The sequence below is a fragment of the Nonomuraea africana genome (assembly GCF_014873535.1).
GTDB classification, from domain to species: domain Bacteria; phylum Actinomycetota; class Actinomycetes; order Streptosporangiales; family Streptosporangiaceae; genus Nonomuraea; species Nonomuraea africana.
In genome coordinates this window covers 2,786,177-2,804,803 of sequence record NZ_JADBEF010000001.1, presented here as the reverse complement: position 1 = coordinate 2,804,803, position 18,627 = coordinate 2,786,177, and the positions used below count along the sequence as shown (strand labels likewise).

General features: G+C 68.9%; 18 protein-coding genes and 3 pseudogenes. 13 read left to right on the top strand and 8 right to left on the bottom strand.

Translation table 11 applies throughout. The features are described from left to right. The first annotated feature begins 50 nt into the window (after window positions 1-50). From H4W81_RS13175 to H4W81_RS13165, 3 genes are all read left to right on the top strand, one after another. Window positions 51-995 carry an ATP-binding cassette domain-containing protein gene (locus H4W81_RS13175; RefSeq protein ID WP_192775073.1) on the top strand — a complete coding sequence of 315 codons (945 nt, stop codon included), beginning with the start codon at window positions 51-53 and terminating at the stop codon, window positions 993-995. A 64-nt stretch (window positions 996-1,059) separates the two neighbouring features. After that, window positions 1,060-1,881 carry an ABC transporter permease gene (locus H4W81_RS13170; protein ID WP_192775072.1) on the top strand — a complete coding sequence of 274 codons (822 nt, stop codon included), beginning with the start codon at window positions 1,060-1,062 and terminating at the stop codon, window positions 1,879-1,881. A gap of 4 nt (window positions 1,882-1,885) precedes the next feature. Next, window positions 1,886-2,428, top strand: coding sequence for a DUF1707 SHOCT-like domain-containing protein (locus tag H4W81_RS13165; protein ID WP_192775071.1), 543 nt, complete (start codon window positions 1,886-1,888; stop codon window positions 2,426-2,428). Window positions 2,429-2,501: 73 nt separating this feature from the next. On the opposite strand, the pseudogene H4W81_RS49290 reads toward H4W81_RS13165, so the two are convergent. From H4W81_RS49290 to H4W81_RS13150, 4 genes and pseudogenes are all read right to left on the bottom strand, one after another. Continuing rightward, window positions 2,502-2,615: pseudogene (locus H4W81_RS49290) on the bottom strand (IS630 family transposase); the annotation flags it as partial. A gap of 185 nt (window positions 2,616-2,800) precedes the next feature. Further along, a complete protein-coding gene (locus H4W81_RS13160) occupies window positions 2,801-3,400 on the bottom strand; it encodes a dihydrofolate reductase family protein (protein ID WP_192775070.1) in 600 nt (199 codons plus the stop codon). After that, the gene (locus tag H4W81_RS13155; protein ID WP_192775069.1) at window positions 3,397-4,263 is read right to left on the bottom strand and encodes a metalloregulator ArsR/SmtB family transcription factor; all 867 of its coding nucleotides are present in this window, start codon (window positions 4,261-4,263) and stop codon (window positions 3,397-3,399) included. Before H4W81_RS13155 ends, H4W81_RS13160 begins: the two co-directional genes overlap by 4 nt. Window positions 4,264-4,498: 235 nt before the next feature. Further along, entirely contained in the window at window positions 4,499-5,206 is a 708-nt protein-coding gene (locus tag H4W81_RS13150) for an alpha/beta hydrolase (RefSeq protein WP_192775068.1), read from the bottom strand. Here H4W81_RS13150 and H4W81_RS13145 point away from each other — a divergent pair. Next, a complete protein-coding gene (locus tag H4W81_RS13145) occupies window positions 5,206-5,991 on the top strand; it encodes a LysR substrate-binding domain-containing protein (RefSeq protein WP_225958596.1) in 786 nt (261 codons plus the stop codon). The two genes, H4W81_RS13150 and H4W81_RS13145, sit on opposite strands and share 1 nt — an antisense overlap. A 740-nt stretch (window positions 5,992-6,731) precedes the next feature. Here H4W81_RS13145 and H4W81_RS13140 read toward each other — a convergent pair. Both H4W81_RS13140 and H4W81_RS50025 read right to left on the bottom strand, forming a co-directional pair. Continuing rightward, window positions 6,732-7,496 carry a hypothetical protein gene (locus H4W81_RS13140; protein WP_192775067.1) on the bottom strand — a complete coding sequence of 255 codons (765 nt, stop codon included), beginning with the start codon at window positions 7,494-7,496 and terminating at the stop codon, window positions 6,732-6,734. A 289-nt stretch (window positions 7,497-7,785) separates the two neighbouring features. Continuing rightward, the gene (locus H4W81_RS50025; protein ID WP_192775066.1) at window positions 7,786-7,941 is read right to left on the bottom strand and encodes a helix-turn-helix domain-containing protein; all 156 of its coding nucleotides are present in this window, start codon (window positions 7,939-7,941) and stop codon (window positions 7,786-7,788) included. Window positions 7,942-8,361: 420 nt separating this feature from the next. Here H4W81_RS50025 and H4W81_RS13130 point away from each other — a divergent pair, with 420 nt between their 5' ends. Further along, window positions 8,362-9,324 carry an ankyrin repeat domain-containing protein gene (locus tag H4W81_RS13130; protein WP_192775065.1) on the top strand — a complete coding sequence of 321 codons (963 nt, stop codon included), beginning with the start codon at window positions 8,362-8,364 and terminating at the stop codon, window positions 9,322-9,324. Between the two features lie 145 nt (window positions 9,325-9,469). After that, the gene (locus tag H4W81_RS47100) at window positions 9,470-9,799 is read left to right on the top strand and encodes a hypothetical protein (RefSeq protein WP_225958594.1); all 330 of its coding nucleotides are present in this window, start codon (window positions 9,470-9,472) and stop codon (window positions 9,797-9,799) included. Window positions 9,800-9,896: 97 nt separating this feature from the next. On the opposite strand, the gene H4W81_RS13120 is transcribed toward H4W81_RS47100, so the two are convergent. Then, complete coding sequence (locus H4W81_RS13120; protein ID WP_192775064.1) at window positions 9,897-10,544, bottom strand: hypothetical protein; 648 nt, start codon at window positions 10,542-10,544, stop codon at window positions 9,897-9,899. 310 nt (window positions 10,545-10,854) lie between these two features. Here H4W81_RS13120 and H4W81_RS13115 point away from each other — a divergent pair. Continuing rightward, window positions 10,855-11,340: pseudogene (locus H4W81_RS13115) on the top strand (class I SAM-dependent methyltransferase); the annotation flags it as partial. On the opposite strand, the pseudogene H4W81_RS50020 reads toward H4W81_RS13115, so the two are convergent. Further along, window positions 11,322-11,519: pseudogene (locus H4W81_RS50020) on the bottom strand (Tn3 family transposase); the annotation flags it as partial. The pseudogenes H4W81_RS13115 and H4W81_RS50020 overlap by 19 nt on opposite strands. A 317-nt stretch (window positions 11,520-11,836) precedes the next feature. On the opposite strand from H4W81_RS50020, the gene H4W81_RS13105 reads away from it, so the two are divergent. The 6 genes from H4W81_RS13105 (at window position 11,837) to H4W81_RS13080 (ending at window position 18,441) form a co-directional block, all read left to right on the top strand. Then, window positions 11,837-13,279: an MFS transporter gene (locus H4W81_RS13105; RefSeq protein WP_318781710.1), complete on the top strand. Its 1,443-nt coding sequence runs from the start codon at window positions 11,837-11,839 to the stop codon at window positions 13,277-13,279. A 128-nt stretch (window positions 13,280-13,407) separates the two neighbouring features. Beyond that, a complete protein-coding gene (locus tag H4W81_RS13100) occupies window positions 13,408-13,746 on the top strand; it encodes a cupin (protein WP_225958593.1) in 339 nt (112 codons plus the stop codon). Window positions 13,747-13,762: 16 nt separating this feature from the next. Next, window positions 13,763-15,601: an ABC transporter ATP-binding protein gene (locus H4W81_RS13095; RefSeq protein ID WP_192775061.1), complete on the top strand. Its 1,839-nt coding sequence runs from the start codon at window positions 13,763-13,765 to the stop codon at window positions 15,599-15,601. Further along, entirely contained in the window at window positions 15,598-17,313 is a 1,716-nt protein-coding gene (locus tag H4W81_RS13090; protein ID WP_192775060.1) for an ABC transporter ATP-binding protein, read from the top strand. The genes H4W81_RS13095 and H4W81_RS13090 overlap by 4 nt, the downstream gene beginning before the upstream one ends. Before the next feature lie 70 nt (window positions 17,314-17,383). Further along, window positions 17,384-17,605: a hypothetical protein gene (locus H4W81_RS13085; protein ID WP_192775059.1), complete on the top strand. Its 222-nt coding sequence runs from the start codon at window positions 17,384-17,386 to the stop codon at window positions 17,603-17,605. A gap of 296 nt (window positions 17,606-17,901) precedes the next feature. Next, the gene (locus tag H4W81_RS13080) at window positions 17,902-18,441 is read left to right on the top strand and encodes a phosphatase domain-containing protein (RefSeq protein ID WP_192775058.1); all 540 of its coding nucleotides are present in this window, start codon (window positions 17,902-17,904) and stop codon (window positions 18,439-18,441) included. The last annotated feature ends 186 nt before the right edge of the window (window positions 18,442-18,627 follow it).

Sequence of the window (18,627 nt, the reverse complement as noted above, 5' to 3'; positions counted from 1 at the left end):
AACTTAGTCTGGCCGCCATAACCGCGTACAACGTACCCAGTGGAGGGATCATGGCGGATCCGATCGTGGTCGCCGAAGGGCTGCACAAGTCCTTCGGTGACACCCATGCGCTGCGGGGCCTGGACCTGAGCGTCCCGAGAGGAACGGTCTGCGGCGTGCTGGGGCCGAACGGCGCGGGGAAGACGACCGCGGTGCGCATCCTGGCGACCCTGTCCGATCCCGATGCCGGGCACGCCCGCATCGCCGGATACGACGTCGTCCGCGAGGCCGGCAAGGTGCGGGCCAGGATCGGGCTCGCGGGCCAGTACGCCGCCGTGGACGAGAAGCTCACCGGCCGTGGCAACCTGCGCATGTTCGGGCGCCTCTACCACCTGTCCCGGCGCGAGGCACACCAGCGGGCCGACGAGCTGCTCGAACGCTTCGGTCTGATGGACGCCGCCGATCGTCAGGTCGCCGGCTACTCCGGCGGTATGCGGCGCCGCCTCGACCTGATCACCAGCCTCATCCTGCGCCCCGAGGTGCTCTTCCTGGACGAGCCGACCACCGGCCTGGACCCGCGCAGCCGCGGCGAGATCTGGGACAGCGTCCGCGAGCTGGTGGCGGAGGGCACCACGGTGCTGCTCACCACGCAGTATCTGGACGAGGCCGACCAGCTGGCCGACGACATCGCCGTCATCGACCACGGACAGGTCATCGCCACGGGCACTCCCGACGAGCTGAAGGCCACGATCGGGGACCGCCTCGACGTCGTTCTCGAAGACCCCGCCGCGCTGCGTCCGGCGGCGACCGCGCTGAACGCCCTGGTCGGGACCGATCCCACGATGACGGGCGCCGACCAGCTCAGCGTCGCCCTGCCCGGCGGCGGTTTCCGGCTCGCCGACATCGTGCGCGAGCTCGACCGCGCAGGGGTCGCCGCGGCCGACGTGAGCCTGCGCCGCCCCACCCTCGACGAGGTGTTCCTGCGCCTCACCGACCGGAAGGAGAACGTCTCGTGACCGAGCTTGTCGAGGTCATCAATAAGCACAGAACCTTGGTCATGAGACCGACGAAGGAGGGCTCATGACCGCCCTCACCCCGCCGATAGGCCCCCGCCTGCGCTGGACGTTCACCGACGGGCTGACCCTGGTCGGCCGCGAGCTGGGACGGCTGCGGCAGGACCCCGGGGAACTCGTCGCCGCGCTGATCTTCCCGGCCATCATGGTGGTGCTGTTCGGGTACGTCTTCGGCAGCGCGATCCAGGTGCCGGGCGGCGGCGACTACCGCGAGTACCTCATGCCCGGGCTGTTCTCGATGGTGACCTTCTCGGCGGTGATGGGGGTCATGACGCGGGTGGCCACCGACGCCTCCCGCGGGGTCATGGACCGGTTCCGCTCCATGCCGATGGCGCGGTTGGCGGTGCCGTTCGGGCAGACCGGCGCAGACTCCCTGATCGGCCTGCCGCTCCTGGCCATCATGGTGGGGGCGGGCCTGCTGGTGGGCTGGCAGCCGCACCGCGGTCTGATACCCACGGCCGGGGCGTTCCTGCTGATGATGCTGCTGCGGTACGCGCTGAGCTGGGTGGGCGTCTACGTGGGCCTGGCGGTGAAGAACGACCAGGTCGCCGACGCGATGGTGCCGCTGTTCCTGCCGTTCACGATGCTGTCCAACTCGTTCGTCCCGACCGACGGCATGCCGGGGTGGCTGCGGTTCCTGGCCGACTGGAACCCGGTGAGCGCGATCACCGCCGCCTCCCGGGAGCTGTTCGGGAATCCGGGTGTGACGTCCGGCGACGTGGCCTGGCCGCTCGCGCATCCGGTGGCCGCGGTCCTGCTCTGGTCGGCTGCGCTGCTGGTGGTGTTCGTCCCGCTGTCGGTCCGTACCTACAAGCGCAGGGGACGGTGAAACGGTGACGTCCCTGCCGGAAGGCCCGCCGTCACTGATCAGCGAAGACGAACGCGACACGGCCGTGCAGCGCCTGCAGGAGGCGTACATCGAAGGGCACATCTCACACGAGGAGATGAACGAACGCCTCCACCAGGTGCTCACCGCCAAGACGCCCAGCGAGCTCGTGTCGGCTCTGGCCTCGCTCCCGGAGGAGAATGCGGGCACCACGTCCACGATTGCCGCCGTCAGCGGACGGATCCAGCGGCGCGGCGCATGGCGGGTCCCTCGGATCCTCAAGGTCGAGTCCGCACTCGGAAGGGTGCACCTGGACCTGTCCCGGGCGGTCATCGACCATCCGGTAGTCGACATCGAGTTGCAACTCGGCACCGGCAGAGCCAAGATCACGGTGCCTCGCGACGCGATCGTCGACGTCGAGGATCTGCGCACCGGGTGGAAGGACCCGCTCTACAAGACCCGGCGGCGCTCCCGCCCCGGCGGGCCGAAGATCCGGATCTCCGGGACCATGGGGTTAGGACGGTTGAAGATCCGCCACGCGCGGCGTTGAGGCCCCATCCGGCACTTCTTCGTCCCCGCTCGACTGCTGGTGCTGTGGCCACGTAGGTTCGCCGGGTTGTGCAGGCTGCGGCTTTGAGAGGGCGTCCGCCCCAGCGGATGCCCTTCTCACCTCTGATCCGGGCGCGTTCCTTGCGTTCGGCGGCCAGGACGTCGTGGTGGCGGGCGTTGGCGTTGCGCCCGGGCGGCGTTCGCCGTCGAACTGCGCAGCCTCGCCGACGAACTCACCAGGACCCCAGCGAGTAGGACCCTGGCGGGCTCTGACCGGGTTGCGTCACGGCGAGCTCGGCGCGACCGCCGTGACGCAACTATCGGGGCTTCGAGCTGGGGCCACCTCGCCGGCTGAGTGCGCTGATCGGCCGGCTCAGCGGACTCGGTCGTAGACCATGGCGACCTCGCCCAGCTCGCCGGTCTCCTGGTGCGTGAGCGTCCACTTCGAAGCAGGCAGGCCGTCGTCGAACAGTCGCTGCCCACCCCCGGCGATCTCGGGGAAGATCATGAGGTACAGCCGGTCGAGCAGGTCCGCCGAGAGGAGCGCCTTGATGATGCTCGCGCTGCTGTTGACGAGGATGTCGCCCTCACCGGTGGCCTTGAGTTCGGCGACGACGTCCGCGGCGGGGGCGTTCACCACGCGGGTGCGTTCCCACGGCGCTTCGGTCAAGGTGGTCGAGAAGACCACCTTTTCCGTGTCGACCAGCCACTTCGCGTATCCGCGATCACGCGGATCGGCGTTGTCGTCTTCGGCGACCGGCGGCCAGTACCCCATGAAACCCTCGGCATTGAGCCGGCCGAGCAGCGCCGTCGTCGCGCCCTCCCAGATGCGGGTCATGTGGTCTCGCGCGACCTCGGTGGTCACATACGGGGCGAACGCCCCGAAATCGCCGGGCCCGCCAGGACCGTTGTAACGCCCGTCGAGGGTGAGGCTCAGGTTCGCGGTCACCCTGCGGCCGGTCGAGTTGGTCATTTCGTGCTCCTTGTATCGGTGTCGTGCCCGGTGTCGTCGGTGCTGTCGGAATCCGCGACGAGGGTCGCCGCGAGCTTGTCGAGGCTCTGGCCGAAGCCGATCTCGATGCCTGCGATGAAGTCCGCGGAGTCGACCGTGCTGTCGGTGATCCGCCAGTGGACGTCGAGGTCCGTGCCGGTATCGGTGGGCCGAAGGCCGAGGTCGACGTGGGCGGTGAAGGCGAGGCCGCCGTCGGGAAGCAGCGGGGAGAGACGGTAGGCGAGGCGCTCACCCGGGCGTACGTCGTCGACGACTCCCTGCGCGCGCCCGGCGACCAGGTCGGAGCCGTCGGCGTCCTCGGCATCGCGGTACTCGTGGACGATCCGCCCGCCCGGTCGCGCCTCGAAGACGAGCTCGGAGACGCGCAGGTCGTCCGGCGTCCACCATCGGGCGAGCAGGGAGGTCTCGGTCAGGTGGCGCCAGACCAGCTCGGGAGGTCCCGTCAGCGACCGGAGGAATCTGAACGAGCGGCTGTCGGCCCACCCCGGCTCCTTCGCGGCGAGCCGCTCCGCGTGGAGGCTGAGCCCGTAGCGGTCGTAGGTCTCGCGCGAGCCACCGGCCTGGTCGGCGGTGTCGGCGAGCCGGCTGAGCGCAGCCGCCAACTCCCGCAGGGGACCAGGCTGGAGCGCGTAGATGCGGCGCTGGCCGGTGCGCTGGGAGGTGACGACGCCGGCGCGTTCAAGGGCTTGCAGGTGCTTGGTCGTCTGCGGCTGGCGCGCCTCGGCGAGCTGGGCGAGGACACCGACCGAGCGGGGCCGCTCGGCCAACAGGCTCACGAGCCGCCAGCGGGCCGGGTCGGCCAGCGCGGTGAGGAGTGCGTCCATGGACATAAGTATTCTCTATAGAGAATATTCGTGTCAAGGAATATCTGTGGTTTCGTCGGGCAGTGTCGGGATCGGGCAGGCCGGGTTGGCCCTCCACTCCCGAAGGTGTCCCCAGTCGTCAAAACGACCATCTTCGTCCTCGACGTGGCCAAGCGCCTGCCTCTCGGCGCGGCGGTCTGCGCGGGCCGCGTCCATGCCTCGACGCCCGGCAGGCCAGCCGCCGCCGAGGAACGGTTCACTGCTCGATCCTCGTGGCAGACGCGGTAGCCGCGTAGCCCGCCAACATGTCCGCCACCTCTTTGGGGCGGCTGAGTGCGACGCAGTGGCCGCCCGCGATCTCGTCGGGGACGATACCCAGACGCTCGGGCACCAGCCGGCGAAAGAAGTCGGGCGGGAAGAAGCGGTCCTCGCTGCAGAGCACGAACCTCGTCGGCACGTTCGGCCACGCATCCAACGGCCACGGAGCGGCCGATGCGGCCCTGGACGGATGGTCGCGCTCCTTGCCCATCGCCTCCTCGGCCAGCTCCCGGGGTACATCGTGGTAGAAGCTCACGAATGGATCCGCGCTGCCGGTCAAACCGCCATCGCGCTTGGCCTGCTCCTCTACCGCGCTCTGGCAGCCGGTGTTGGCCCACCACTCATCCAGCGACTCACCTGGCGACGGGATCATGCCGGCCAGGAGGACCAGCACATCGACGGGCAGCCGATCGGCGACCAACGGGGCGGTGAACGCACCGAACGAGTGGCCCACGACGACCAGGTCCTGCTTGTCACCGACGGCCTCGACCACGGCGTCGGCGTAGTCCGCCAGGGTCTTCGACTCGTCATCACCCGGAAGGTCGGGAGCCAGCACGTCGTGCCCACGCGCTCGTAGCTCGGCCTCCACCAGGTGCCAGGACCATCCGACGTCTCCTCCGCCGTGGATCAACACGAATGTGCTCATTGGACTCTCCCTTTGATCGTTGGAACCCGGATTTATCGTTGGAACTCGGAGCGCACGACGACGGCGACCGCGAGCACGGACGCGAGCTGCTGGCGAAGGCGGCAGCCCTGGCCGAGGCCGTGGACCGGTTCCAGGCCGGCGACGGCCGGATCGACATCGGCACCTTCCAGAGCGTATCCACGGTGATCTCGCCGGTCGTCGTACGTCGGCTGCGCGACGAGCACCCCGGCTGCGACATCCGGCTGTCTGAGGAAGAGCCGGAGGCGCCTCAGATCGGCGATCTCGACCTGCTGTTCTACGATGGCCCCCTCAACGGCGACGTCGAGCATGTCAAGCTGCTCGACGATCCGTACCTGCTGGTGGCCAGGCGCGGCACCTTCTCCGAGCATTCTGTCCCGCTGGACCAGCTCGACGGCGCACCGCTGGTGGCCTGGCCGTCGACCTGCGACCAGCCCAGGATGGAGGAGGCATTCACCCGCGCCGGCGCGAACCCGAAGATCGTCTTCCGTACGGCAGGCAACGAGACGCTGCTGTCGATGGTGCGAGCTGGGATGGGATCGGCAGTGCTGCCGTGGCTCGCCATCCACGCTGCCGACGCCGAGTCCGACGACCGGCTCCGCGTCCACGAGCTGCGACCGGCCATTCCCCCACGCGAGGTCTGCCTGCACTGGCGGGCCGGCCGTACCCACTCTCCCTTGGCAGCCCGAGCGATCGAGATCGCCATCGAAATTGCGTCCGACCTGGCCGACGAGCTGGCCCTGGAGTACTCCGGTCCGACCACGTAAGCAGGGGTAGCGCGGCACCCTGCGCCAGTCACTCGACACCCAGACCGACGCGCTCAAGGTCGCAGGCATCACCCGCATCTTCGCCGAGAAGATCTCCACCCGCGCCACCGTCCGCCCCGAACTCGCGCGGGCCCTCACGGGCGGCAACCAAACGGTGGACGGCGGTAACTCCGTCCTGCCCGGCTTGCTAACGCCGTTGGCCGTTCAGTTGCTGCTCAAGGGCCGTGTCGTTCACGCCGGACATGTTCGGCCGCCCGATGCTGGTGGGGCCTATCGTGGAAAGATGATCGTCTTGTGGCCGTCCAGCAGCGCTGCACGGCGTGCCACCGGGCCTTGGCGGCGTAGGCGTGGGTCCGCCGGGCGGACACCGACGTCAGCACCGCCTGCGCGTATTCCGGGCTGGTAGCTCCCAGGTGTGAAGGTCAACGACAACTGCGCCGGTGCAGGCTGGCGCCGGTGACCGGATCGGCGTCCAGGCCTGCACTCCTCGACTTCGCGGCCAAGGTCCAGCCAGAGTTTGGGGGCGACCGGCGCGCTGGGACCGATCCCCGTCGAGTGGCTGCACCTGATGTTGCAGGGCGTGGGCTTCACCGGCGAGGTGAGCCAGGACGATCTGTCGGCCGTGAGCGTCGCGGTCAACCGCCGAGTGGCCGATGTCGGCGCGTTCTCGGATGCTGGTCGACCCCGCAACGTCGAGCGTCGAAGCGTCCCGGAGCTGAACCGTCGTACCCAAGTTCGAGCTACTGCTGCTTGCTCGAATAGACCTGGCTGGCGGGCGGAGGCGTGATCGTGTAGCGGCCGCCCCACCCCTTGTAGACGGTCTCGTGGTGGACCTCGTCGCCCTCGTTGCTTCGTCCGAGCCAATGACCCTCCGCCAGGTAGGTCGTCACCAGCTTCCTGGGCAGGTTGTCGGAGCCCAGCGTGAGCGTATAGCGGATGAGCTCCTCGCCCCGCCTGCTTGGCAAGCTCACCCGAGCCCACGGGGAGATCTTGCTGAGCTGCTGGAAGGTGATGTTCCCTGTGTACGTCAGGCCCGTCCGCCTGCCCATGGAGGTCAGCGCCTTGAGCGTCTCCGGCTCCGCGGCGTTGACGGGCTGGCTGAACGCGCCGCTCACTCCGACCGGGACCGGTTTGTTGATCTTGATCCAGCTCTTGCCCTTGGGCAGCCTTGGGGCGAGGGGGCCGCCCTTCCTGTAGGACACCTTTCCGACGGTGATGGCGCGCTCGTCGGCGAAGACGGTGGACACCTTGTCCTGGTCGGCGACTATGACGGAGATGTCGGAGGCGGCGAACCCGGACTTGCCGTACTGGAGCGTTCCTCTGCGGTTCATCACCTTCGTCTTACCCGACAGCTCCACGAAAGAGGTGACGTCGGTGAACATCACGCCCCTGCCTGCCGCGACGCGGCTCTTCAGCGCGGGGACAGGATCGGCCGGCGTGACGGCGGCCTGGGCGGGGGTGACGATGAGGACGCCGGCCAGGAGCGCACCGACAATTTGCTTCATAGAGGGACCCTTCGATCGGCTGCAGTGTCAGCCGATTCTGCCGGGCAGTGATCACGATGCCGTCTCGGCGCCTGTGTTTCGCCCTGGACAAGCTGGAGCCGGCTGTTCCAGCAGTGGCTCGGGCATGTCCTCACCGACCAGACCAGCCCGAGCCGCACGCCTGTCGGGAGCCGGCCTGCTCGCGCGCTGGCCGTGGCCATGTGGAGACGGCCAATCATCGCCACTCCTCGCTGCGTGGCTGTGCGCGGATGCATGTGGCGAAGCTGGTGCACGTTCTCCCCGAGTCCTGTCAACGGTGCTGGACGGGCGCACCGGACCCGTAGAGCTCGAATCCCCTCGCTCTCAGCCAGATGGTCACGCTCCGCGGCGGGCACCCCAGCTCGGCGGCGATCTCCCTCAGCGTCCAGCCCTCGTCTCGGCCGGACCCGACTATCTCGTGATCCACGGGCAACCCGGCTCACCGGCCGGCAACCCGACCCGCCTCGTGCACTCCTCCTGCCATCGCGGGTTCCTCGCCCGCCAACGCAGGAAACCAGCACAACAACCTGGAGGTCGGGCGCGGCCAGAACACGAAGGTGTCGCCGAGGCCAGCCTCCGCGTTCCGCCACGGCGCTGCCGGCTCCTACCAGACCGACACACCACTTGAAGGCAAGGACGCAGCGGTGAAGATGTGCGCGCGCTGGGCCGGGACACGTCCATCCCGGACGCGCCGCCTCGGCCGCCGTCGCGACCGCGGCCGGCCCGCGTCCCACCGGCCGGTGGCAGGACGGTGCGGTCCGTCGGGAGCGCAAACGCCAGAATTGTCCTTGCCCTCCGCCATGATGGCCCCGCTCGTATCCGCTCACGTGATCTCGAAGGAGCCGTCATGACCGCCAACGAAACCGCCGGATGGTCCAATTTCGGGTGGCATTCCTGGAAGGACCTCGCTCTCGTCCGCGCCAGGCTCGACGCGGGCGCCGACCCGAACGATGGGGCGTACCCCTACGAGCGGCCGCTGCACGCTGCGGCGGAGCGCGGCTCGCCGGAGGTGGTCGCCGAGCTGGCCGGGCGGGTCGATGACGTCGACGCGGAGTGCGAGGGCCGCACCGCGCTCTGGGAGGCTGTCTTCAACAACCGGCCCGAGAACGCCCGTGCGCTGGTCGCTGCCGGAGCGGACCCGTGGCGGCCCATGATGGGCGGCTGGTCGCCAGGCCGGCTCAGCCTGGCGGGCCCCACGCCCGGCCTGTTCTTCCCACTCCCGCTCGGTCATGCGGGTCTGACCGAGGCCGAGGCCGCCGCCGTCGCGGAGGCCGAACGCCTGACCGGCGCGCTGGGCGACATCGAGGACGACGGTTTCAGCCTGGCGTGCGTCCGCGGCATCAGCGCCGCCGAGGCGGCACAGCGCCTGGCCGCCGAACCCGCCAGCGAGGAAGAGCTGGAAGAGATCATGGAAGATCCCTTCGACGACGAGGCCATGCAGCTCATCGGCTTCACCGACGTGCCCGGCGGCTGCGTCGTCAGCCAGCAGTGGGGATACATGGCCTCCACCCCCGGCGTCATGAAGGCACTGTCAGCGGGCACGGTCGCCTACGGCATGTACGCCAACCCCAAGAGCGGCAATCAGGGCCGCGTCTACCGCGACGGCGAGGTCGTGGACTGGGACACCCACCCGGGCGGCGGCGACGTGTCCTCCGCTGACTCTGCCGAGGAGATCCTGCTCAAATACCTGTACGACGGCTACGCCGAGGCTTACTGCTTCGCCGGCGCGGGCCTGCGTCCGGCCGACGCCCACGCGATCACCCACCCGGACACCTACCTGCGACTGCCCGAACGGGACTACTGGCACTGATCACGCGGTTGCTGCCCATCTCGAGACCCGGCCAGCGGCCTGACTACCAGGTTCCGGCGCGCCCATGTCGGTCGCCCGGCAGGGCGCCAGCGCCGGACGCGCCGGGTCCACGCGGAGCGCCGGGCGGTCGCAAGAGGTCTTGGGCGTGAACATCGAGGACCTGGACCTTGCGGGGCGCCGGTGTCAGGTCAAGGCCAAAGGCGCGCGGACCAAGGCCCGCCGCCGGGGCCAGGTGCGTGAAGACTTCGTGCTGGAAAGCCTCTACTGGGACGTCGGCACCGCCCTGCTGCTGCCGCGCCTGCTCAAGGGCCGCACCCGCGGCCCGGTCTTCGTCACGCACCGCCGCCCAGGACCGGGCCCGTCCTCGGAAGCCATCGCCGAGCTCACCAGCTTGCTCGCGCCCGGCGACAGCGGGCGCCATCGTTATCTAGGCCTGGCAAGCGATCTGGCTGGTCAGCTGGTTGATGGTCGTTAAGGCACGTTAGGCACGTAGGCCCGCCGTGGCTGAGGGACCCGGCGTTCGGCGAACGAGTTGATCTCGTGGTTCGCCGTGAGGAGGAGCAGCAACGGGGTCAGTCATCTTCGGGATCTGGTGGTTCCGTGGCCGGTGCGATTTCTCGTGGCGTGGCGATCCCGCCGGTGAGTTGAAGCCCATGAGTGAGCGTGTAGTCGAGCTGCTTGGCCAGACGAGGGACGCTCGTCGCGGGCAGGTAGGCATCGGCGCCGGCGTTGAGCAGGCGCCGGACCGGGCCTTGATAATTGACTCCGAGCTCGTGGTCCTCGATTTCGGTGATGATGACACGAGCTTTTGGGAACATCGATCGGAGACCGGCGATCAGCTGCGGGCTGCCTGGTGGTGCCAGCAGGACGTCGGCCGTTGCGGGAGCCGCGAGCATGTCGAGCACGATGTAGTCCGCCCCCAGTTGGGTGGACAGCGACATCCGGGCCGCCTTTGACAGCTTCATCGCGGTGGCGACGACGATCACGTTGTCGTAGTCGATCGGTGGTTGGTCGTTGGCCTCCTCTGGCGTGTCGCGATCGACGATGGCGCCTTGGAGCACGTCGATGGTGCTGGAGATCGTCGCGATCGACTCGCCGTCACGCGTGATGATCAAGTTCTCGCCGGGCTCAAGGGCGTCGATGAGCGCCACGACGTTTTCGGGAAGGCAGGTCACGTCGATTCGCTGCGTGGAGCGTGGGGCGCGTTTGCGGATCACCATGCCTGGGACACGTTCACGGCTGCGAGGGCACCCTGCGTCATGCGCAGCCACGGTCGCCTATCGAAAGGCCCAGCCACGGTGACATGGTTGCCTGCTCCGAAGGCACCGTTCAACCAGATGATCACATGAGTCCCTTCCGATCCTGTGATCTTGTTGGATGCCACTACACGACCATTGGTTCGACGCCGCGCCGGAGTTTCCCTCATCGACTATGTCTGCACCCATCAACGGCGACGGGAAGGTGGGGCCAAATCTCGCTGGCACTCCGCACCGACAAAGATCGCGAAGCGGGGCCGAAATTCACCCGTAGATGGGACCAGAAGTCACCCCTGAAATCAAGATTGGCGTCGCCCGAGCCTGGAAAGCCAGGATGGTCCGCATGTCTACCGTGCCCGACAATCACGTTGAGTCCGCCCATCTGTCCCGAGTCAACGACTATGACCGTCTCGCCGAGGCGTACACAGCCGAAAACGAGACCAGCATCCTGAACGCCTACTACGAGCGGCCCGCCACCCTGGCCCTGGCCGGGGAGGTGACCGGCCGGCGGATCCTCGACGCCGGCTGCGGCTCGGGTCCGCTGTCCGCGGCGCTGCGCGAGCGGGGTGCCGTCGTGACCGGCATCGATGCCAGCGCCGGAATGCTGGAGCAGGCCCGGCGGCGGCTCGGTGACGGCGCGGATCTGCGGGTGGCCGACCTGCGTGATCCGCTGCCGTTCCCCGACGATGCGTTCGACGATGTCATCGCGTTCCTGGTGCTGCACTACCTGGAGGACTGGGGGCCGTCGTTGCCGAAGCGCAGCCAGGCGGAGAGGCCGTTGAAGCCTTCGACCTTGTTGGTGACCGCGGTGACGCGCCGCCGCAGCGCGGGATCGGCCAGGAAACGCAGGAGCGCCACGGTGCGCACGCTGCGCCCGACCTCGCGAAAGGCCCGATAGATCTCGTTATTGCGGGAGTGGGAGCCCAGTCGGCGTAGCACCCGCTCATCCTGCGATGCCGTACTGCGGGACTACTCCCGGCGTCGTAGTCCGGTCGGTCGTTGATCCCGATGTGGTAGCGGCAAATGACTCCGCCTGCAGGACGCCTCTGAACAGTGGCTGGACGACGATTGCGGTCATGAGAAGTCAGTCACGACATCCACGGGGCGGCGTTGCCGGCCGGCGGGCTGCCATCGACGACGCGCTATCGACCTGCTACCAGCAAGCGCTGTGCGGTGACGGAAACGCCCATGTCAAGAATGCCCCCAGCTCAGAGGGCTGAGTTGCGTTGACAAGTAGACAATCAGCGGGCGGAAGCGTGGTCATCGAGTCGGGTGCTCGGCCGGGGCTCACCCTCGCCGCGGTGGCCGTCGTGCAGTTCATGGTGTCGCTGGACCTGTCCGTCGTGAACGTCGGACTCCCGCAGATCGCTGCCGGCCTCGGCTTCAGTGCAGTGGGCCTGACCTGGGTGATCCACGCCTACGCGCTCACCTTCGGCGGGCTGCTCCTGCTGGGCGGCAAGGCCGCCGACCGGTACGGCCGCAAGCGGGTCCTGCTGCTCGGGCTCGGTCTGTTCGGCCTCGCCTCACTCGTCGGCGGGTTCGCCCAGGAACCCGGCCATCTGGTCGCCGCCCGAGCCGTACAGGGCATCGGGGCCGCCGCACTGGCTCCTGCCGCGCTGGCGCTGCTGACCACGACGTTCCCCACGGGCAAGGCCCGCGTCCGGGCCTTCGGAATATGGAGCGCGACGAACGCCGCCGGGGGCGCCCTCGGCGTCCTGATCGGCGGCCTGCTCACTGAGTACGCCAGCTGGCACTGGGTGATGTTCGTGAACGTGCCGATGGCCGCTTGCGCGCTGGCCCTGGTCTGGCGGGGTGTCGCCGCCGGCCCGCCCCCTGCTCGCAGCAGCCGTCCGGATGTGCTCGGTGCCGTCCTGGCCACGGCGGGCATGACGCTGCTCGTGTTCGGCGTCGTCCGCACCGACCAGTATCCGTGGACGTCGCCGGTCACCGTGACGACCCTGGCGGTCGCCGCAGCACTGCTGGTCGCCTTCGTCCACGTCGAGCGGACTACCACCCGCGAACCGCTGATCCGGCTCGGCCTGTTCGCCAACCGTTCGGTCGCCGGTGCGAACGCCTACAACCTCCTGGTCGGTGCGGCCCTCGCCTCGGCCTTCTACTTCGTCTCCCTCTACCTCCAACGAGTGCTCGGAACGGGGCCGGCGCTGACCGGGCTCATGTTCCTGCCGTTGGCCCTCGGCGTGGTCGCCGGCTCCGTGCTCGCCGTCAAACTCGGCTACCGTCTCGCGCCGCGGACGCTTCTGGTCATCGGTGGACTGCTGACCGCGACCGGGTTCGCCTGGTTCGGCCTGATCAGCCCGGACGGCGCTTTCACCACCGACGTCCTGGGGCCCTCGATCGTCGCCAGCGTCGGCTTCGGGCTCGGCCTCGGACCGCTCGTCTCCATCGCCACCGTCGGCGTCGCGCGCCACGAGACCGGCACCGCATCGGGCCTGCTCAACAGCTCACGCCAGATCGGCGCCTCGCTCGGGCTTGCCGTGCTCGGCACCGTGGCGCACCACCGCACCGGCCAGACCGCCACACCCGAGACCCTCAACGACGGGTACGCGCTCGGCCTGACCCTCAGCGCCGCGCTCCTGGCCGCCGCCGTCCTCATCGCCCTCACCGTCCTGCGCCGGACCAGCCCACCATCACGGGCTGAGCAGGCCGATGACCGCGATTCGCTCCCCGCCCGGGATTGACCAGCGATCCACGCCATGCCGCAACCCACCAGTTGAAAGATCACCGCAGGAAGGTCGTTTCGGTATGGCTGTTACCTCGATCGATCCACCTTCACCAAGGCGGCAAGCTTCACGCCGAGAAAAGACCAATGGACTCCGACCGGGACGGCTGGCAGCTGATGGCCTTCCACGCGAAGACCGACGCCGACGTCCACACCGACCACTGGGAAGTCCACCCCGCGGCCGAGGAGGTCGTGTCCTGCCTCATCGGAAAGATACGCCTCTACCTCCGTCCGGAGCGGCCGGGGCTGGAGGAGGAAGAGTCCAGGCTGACGGCCGGAGCCGCTGCCATCGTCCCGCGCGAGCGATGGCACCGCATCGAGCTGCACATCCCCACTCTGCCGCGTGGCAGCCGGCTGGAGAAGCGGACCGAACCCTGTCCTCATCCACCATCGGCTCAGCCACGGGTCTGGTCGCGACGAGATTGACGAAGACGGGAGAGCGATGAACGCCACCGACCTTGCCAAGGCGAGGGAGCAGTCCAAACCGCCACCGGATGCCGATTCCGCGGCGGGGCAGAGCATGGCAGGGCTGCTGCGTCCTTATCTCTGGAGTTTCGCCGCCGTTGTGATCCTGCAGGTGATCGGCGCTGTCGCGGGTCTGGCGCCGCTGCTGGCGGTCGTCGAACTGGGTCGTACTCTGTTGTCGCCCGGCCCGATCGATCACGGTCATGTCTGGACCGTCGTGATCGCGGGTGCGGTCGGCTTGTTCGTCCGGCTGCTGTTCACGGCCGCGTCGTCCGGAATCGGGCATCTTGTCGACGGCCAGGTGCAACTGACGTTCCGCCGGCAACTGGCCGCGCGGCTGGGGCGCGTACCGATCGGCTGGTTCTCCCGGCGCCGGACCGGAGAGCTGGCAAAGGTGGTGGGGGAGGACGTGAGTGCCGTGCACCCGTTCATCGCCCACACCCCGGGTGAGCTCGTCGCCGCATTCGTGGTGCCGCTGGTGTCGCTGATCTATTTGTTCACCGTCGACTGGCGGCTCACGCTGATCACGCTGATCCCGGTGGTGCTGGCGGTGGCGCTGGTCCCCTTGATGATGACCCCGACCCGGCTGCGCGAGCAGAAGGAGTTCGACGGGGCCATGGGACGGATTTCGAGTTCCGTCGTCGAGTTCGTCCAGGGGATCTCGGTGGTCAAGGCGTTCGGCGGATCCGGTCGCGCCCACCGCAGATTCCTTACGGCCGTGGACGATTTCGTCGGCATCTTCTCCCGGTTGGTGCACGGTATCTCCGGGATCGGCGCGGGGATGCAGGTGGCGTTGTCGCCGCCGTTCGTGCTGCTGGTGGTGCTGATCGGCGGAACGGCTCTGATCACGTCCGGTGGCCTGGCCCCGGCCGACCTGCTGCCCTTCCTGCTGCTCGGGCTGGGCCTGACCGCTCCGGTGGCGGCCCTCGGCCACGGCTTCGACGAGATGCAGGCCGCCGGTCGCGCGGTCGGCCGGATCCGGGACGTGCTCGAGGTGCGGTCGCTGGCGGAGCCTGCGCACCCGGTCGCACCACAGGGACACCGGGTGGAACTGCGTGACGTCCGCTTCGGTTACGAAGCCGATCACGAGGTGCTGCGCGGGATCGACCTGGTGCTCGAGCCGGGAACGGTCACCGCGATCGTGGGGCCGTCGGGAAGCGGAAAGTCCACGCTGGTTCAGCTGTTGCCGCGGTTCTTCGACCCGACCCACGGTTCGGTCGTCCTGGGCGGTGTCGATCTGCGCGAGATCGGCAGTCGGGAGCTCTACCGGATGGTCTCCTTCGTCTTCCAGGACGTGCGCCTGCTGCGCGCGTCGGTCGCGGAAAACATCGCGCTGGCGGTACCGCATGCCGACCGCGATGACGTGGTTCGCGCCGCCCGGCTGGCGAACATTCATGATCGAATTCTTCAGCTGCCGCGCGGATACGAGTCGGTGATCGGTGAAGACGCCGGACTGTCGGGTGGCGAGGCACAGCGGATCTCGCTCGCCCGCGCGCTGCTCGCCGCCACGCCCATTCTGGTGCTCGACGAGGCGACCTCCTTCGCCGACCCGCAGACCGAACAGGCGGTGCGCCGGGCCCTGGCGACGCTGGGTGGCGATCGGACGATCCTGGTCATCGCCCATCGCCTGGAGACGGTCGCCGACGCCGACACCGTCGTGGTGCTGGAGAACGGGTCGATCGTCGAGCGCGGCATGCCCGCCGAGCTGCTGGCACAGAACGGCAAGTTCGCCGCGTTCTGGCAATCCCACCGGCCGGCGATCGCCGATGAGACCGAAACCCACCGTGGCGTACTGCAAGGAGACGAGCTCCGATGATTCGAATGCTGCTGCGCGTGCTCGGACACGAGTACGCCCAGCCGGTGCGTCGCACCGTGGCCCTGATGACGACGACCGCGATAGCCGAGGGTTTGTCCTACGCCCTGCTGGTTCCCGTGCTGCGGGCACTGTTCGGGAACACGCCCGGGGACGCCTGGCCCTGGCTGATCGCGTTCGGGGCCGCGGTCGCGGTCTACGCGGCGCTGCGCTATTACAGCGATTTGTCCGGTTTCCGCGTCGGGACCACGCTGTTGCGTGGCATGTATCACCGGCTCGGCGGCCATCTGGCCCGACTGCCCATCGGCTGGTACAGCGCCCGTCGCGTCGGGGAGGTGTCGGTCCTGGCCAGCGAGGGCGTCCTGCAGGCGATGAGCGTGATCGCGCATCTGCTGGCACCGTTCATCTCCGCCTGCGTGACTCCCCTGACGATCGTCGCCGTGATGTTCGCCTTCAATGTGCAGATGGGGCTGGCCGCGTTGGTCGCCGCCCCGGTCGTGGCGGCGATCCAGATCTGGACGGGACGCTCGATGGCCGCCGGCGATGCGGAGCGCGCCGAACGCGGCCATGAGGCCACCGGGCGAGTCATCGAATATCTCCAGGCCCAGCCGGTGCTGCGAGCCGGCGGCCGGACCGTCGAACGCTTCCGGTTGCTCGACGACTCGCTGCGGGAAGTCCAGCGCGCGTCCCGCCGTTCCACGCTGTCGGCGCTGTCCGGTGCGGTGGGCTTGACGCTCGTGGTGCAGGCGATGTTCACCGTGTTGCTGGTCCTGGGCGCCTACCTCGCGCTCGGCGGGAGCATCGGTACGGCAGAGGTATTGGCGATCCTGGTGCTCGCCGCCCGCTGCGCCGATCCGCTGCTGTCGCTGTCGGACATCGGTGGCAAGGTGCGCGGCGCACGTTCCGAGCTGGCGAGACTCGACACGGTGCTGCGTACCGAGCCGCTGCCGGAAGCTCGCGAGCCGATCCAGCCGGTAGGCCATGACCTGGAGTTCGAGTCCGTCGCCTTCCGGCATGGCGATCGCACGGTGATCGACGATGTGTCGTTGTCCGTGCCGGAGGGGCAGCGGCTTGCCGTCGTCGGACCCTCGGGCGCGGGCAAGAGCACCCTGCTTCAGCTGCTCGCGCGCTTCTACGACGTGGACGCGGGCGCGGTGCGCGTGGGAGGCGTGGACGTGCGCGCGATCAGCTCTGAGGTGTTGATGGCGCAGATCGCCATCGTCTTCCAGGACGTCTATCTCTTCGACGGCACGATCGAGGAGAACGTGCGCCTCGGCCGTCCCGACGCAGGCGTTGCCGAGGTGCGGGCGGCGGCGACCGCGGCGCGGTTGGACGAGGTGATCGAGCGACTGCCCGGCGGATGGGCGACGAATGTCGGCGAGGGCGGCGCACTGCTGTCGGGTGGTGAGCGCCAGCGGGTCTCGATCGCGCGAGCGCTGCTGAAGAATGCGCCCATCGTGCTGCTGGACGAGGTGACCTCCGCGCTGGACCCAGTGAACGAGGCGGCCGTCCACGCGGGTATCGAGCGCCTGATGGCGGGCCGGACGGTGGTGATGGTGGCGCACCGGATGCGGACCGTCCGACGCGCCGATCGTGTCGTCTTTCTGGACGGCGGTCGGATCGTGGAAGAAGGCAGCCACGACGAGCTACTGCGCCACGGCGGCCGCTACGCCGATTTCTGGGAAATTTCCATGACATCGGTAGCGAGTGAATGAGTCGGTACGGTGTTCGATCCTTTGTTGCGGGACTGCCCACCTCATCGGCGGACGCCAACGCGCCCCGCTCTTGCTCGCCGAGCGCCGCCCCGCTCCCGCCCGTGCCCCGGCGGTCGCCACCGCCAACGGCACCACGGCCGAGAACGCCGCCGCGATCAGCCGGGGCAGGCTCAGCAGCCGCCTGATGCGGGCCAGCAGCGCCAGGCCCGCCACCGCGCCGACGGCCAGCACCGCCAGCGGCCAGACGAGCTGGTCCGGATACGTGATCATGGTGCCGAGCGCGCGGAAGTAGGTGACGTCGTGATCGGAGGCCAGCGTCCGCAGGTCCGCGTCTCCGAGGGCGCCTGCATCTGCGGTTTTCCGCAGCCCCGAAACGGCCATGCGTCTCATTCCGGACCTGTCTGATCATTCGTAGCCTCTGGAGCATGACATGTCGGCTGGTTGAGAACGCGCGGTCGGCGCGGTGTTTCACCGGCGAAACGCCTGAAGCAAACATCCAGCTGAGCGGAGAGTCATGCTCTGGTAGCGAATCACCGCGCACGGCGGCGGTTGGACAGCGCCGCCCAGAGAGGCACAAGGAGAACCCCGATGAAAGACCCTATGGACAGCACGCCAGCCGGCCCGGTCGGCAGGCCGGTGAGCGGGCCGCCGCTCGTAGGCGCCCTCCGGCTCCCGGACGGCTCCTGGATCCGCGGCCGCGGCCTACGCCGTCCGCTGCCGGAGGGGCCGATGCCCGACTTCGGCCTTTACCTCGGCTCCGACCGGCTCCGCCGCCGCCACGAGAGCGGGCTGCGGTGGCCCCACGCGTGGATCCAGTGGCCCGACTTTCTCCTGCCCCGCGACCGCGACCTGGCTGTACAGCAGATCCGCGCGCTGCACGAGCGAGCGCGGACGGGCGCCGCGGTGGAGGTCGCCTGCGGGGGCGGCGTCGGCCGCACCGGCACGGTCGTCGCCTGCCTCGCTGTCCTGGCCGGTCTCGACCCGGCCGACGCCGTCGCCTGGACACGGGAGCACCACCACCATCGGGCCATCGAGACCCCGTGGCAGCGCCGCTGGGTACTGCGCTTCCCACCACCCCTCCGCTCGGATCCGCGCGACCAGGGTGCTGATCCTGAGACATCACGCTGAGCCATATCGCGGCCGGCATGGATTCGAGCGCCTACAGCCTCCCCGCGAGATCTGTCCGGGCTAGCCGTTGACCTCACCTCGGCACACCAACGATCAAAGGTGGACGCCGCGCACTCCGTCCTCATCCACCACGGCTGCTTCGCCGGTGCGAGCGCCAGGCTCGGGCAGCGGCGCGTCTCGCAGCGG

Excerpts from the sequence above, each read along its gene's own strand:
- H4W81_RS13150 (WP_192775068.1), bottom strand. The coding sequence starts at position 5,206 with ATGAGCACATTCGTGTTGATCCACGGCGGAGGAGACGTCGGATGGTCC.
- H4W81_RS13175 (WP_192775073.1), top strand. The coding sequence starts at position 51 with ATGGCGGATCCGATCGTGGTCGCCGAAGGGCTGCACAAGTCCTTCGGT.
- H4W81_RS13090 (WP_192775060.1), top strand. The coding sequence starts at position 15,598 with ATGATTCGAATGCTGCTGCGCGTGCTCGGACACGAGTACGCCCAGCCG.
- H4W81_RS13095 (WP_192775061.1), top strand. The coding sequence starts at position 13,763 with ATGAACGCCACCGACCTTGCCAAGGCGAGGGAGCAGTCCAAACCGCCA.
- H4W81_RS13130 (WP_192775065.1), top strand. The coding sequence starts at position 8,362 with ATGACCGCCAACGAAACCGCCGGATGGTCCAATTTCGGGTGGCATTCC.
- H4W81_RS13080 (WP_192775058.1), top strand. The coding sequence starts at position 17,902 with ATGAAAGACCCTATGGACAGCACGCCAGCCGGCCCGGTCGGCAGGCCG.
- H4W81_RS13140 (WP_192775067.1), bottom strand. The coding sequence starts at position 7,496 with ATGAAGCAAATTGTCGGTGCGCTCCTGGCCGGCGTCCTCATCGTCACC.
- H4W81_RS13100 (WP_225958593.1), top strand. The coding sequence starts at position 13,408 with ATGGACTCCGACCGGGACGGCTGGCAGCTGATGGCCTTCCACGCGAAG.
- H4W81_RS13170 (WP_192775072.1), top strand. The coding sequence starts at position 1,060 with ATGACCGCCCTCACCCCGCCGATAGGCCCCCGCCTGCGCTGGACGTTC.
- H4W81_RS13120 (WP_192775064.1), bottom strand. The coding sequence starts at position 10,544 with ATGGTGATCCGCAAACGCGCCCCACGCTCCACGCAGCGAATCGACGTG.
- H4W81_RS13160 (WP_192775070.1), bottom strand. The coding sequence starts at position 3,400 with ATGACCAACTCGACCGGCCGCAGGGTGACCGCGAACCTGAGCCTCACC.
- H4W81_RS13155 (WP_192775069.1), bottom strand. The coding sequence starts at position 4,263 with ATGGACGCACTCCTCACCGCGCTGGCCGACCCGGCCCGCTGGCGGCTC.